The sequence below is a fragment of the Globicatella sp. HMSC072A10 genome (assembly GCF_001811625.1).
Lineage (GTDB): Bacteria > Bacillota > Bacilli > Lactobacillales > Aerococcaceae > Globicatella > Globicatella sanguinis.
This window is the reverse complement of sequence record NZ_KV805777.1, coordinates 1-388: the sequence shown is the minus strand read 5'-3', so window position 1 is coordinate 388 and position 388 is coordinate 1. Positions and strand designations below refer to the sequence as shown.

Below are 388 nucleotides of genomic sequence, written 5' to 3'. Positions count from 1 at the left end.
TATATTAATTGAAAACTGAGCCACTTTTGATAAAAAATAACCCTATTGGATAATAAATAGGGGGAATATCAGGAGTGATTACATTGAAAGAAAAACAAACGATTATAAAACTATACCTTGAGGGGCTAAGCAAAAGAAAAATTGCTTTACTCACGAAGAAATCTAGGAATACCGTTGATAAATATATCAAGGAATATGAAAGAAGCAAGTATGAAGATGTTCGTGATCTTCCTATCGCAGAGGATATCGTGAAACCACCAACTTATAAAAAAAGAGTCGGTAGACGCAGAGTATTATCAGAATCAATTGAAGGGATGTTACGCGATTTTATTAAAGAAAATGAGTGGAAAAAGGCCCATGGCATGGCTAAACAACAAATGAAGATTGT

At 33.5% G+C, this 388-nt stretch carries 1 protein-coding gene; it reads left to right on the top strand.

All coding sequences use genetic code 11. The features are described 5' to 3' along the window. Window positions 1-83 precede the first annotated feature (83 nt). Window positions 84-388: helix-turn-helix domain-containing protein (locus tag HMPREF2811_RS08110; RefSeq protein WP_141749291.1), on the top strand; the 305-nt coding region annotated here is incomplete at its 3' end.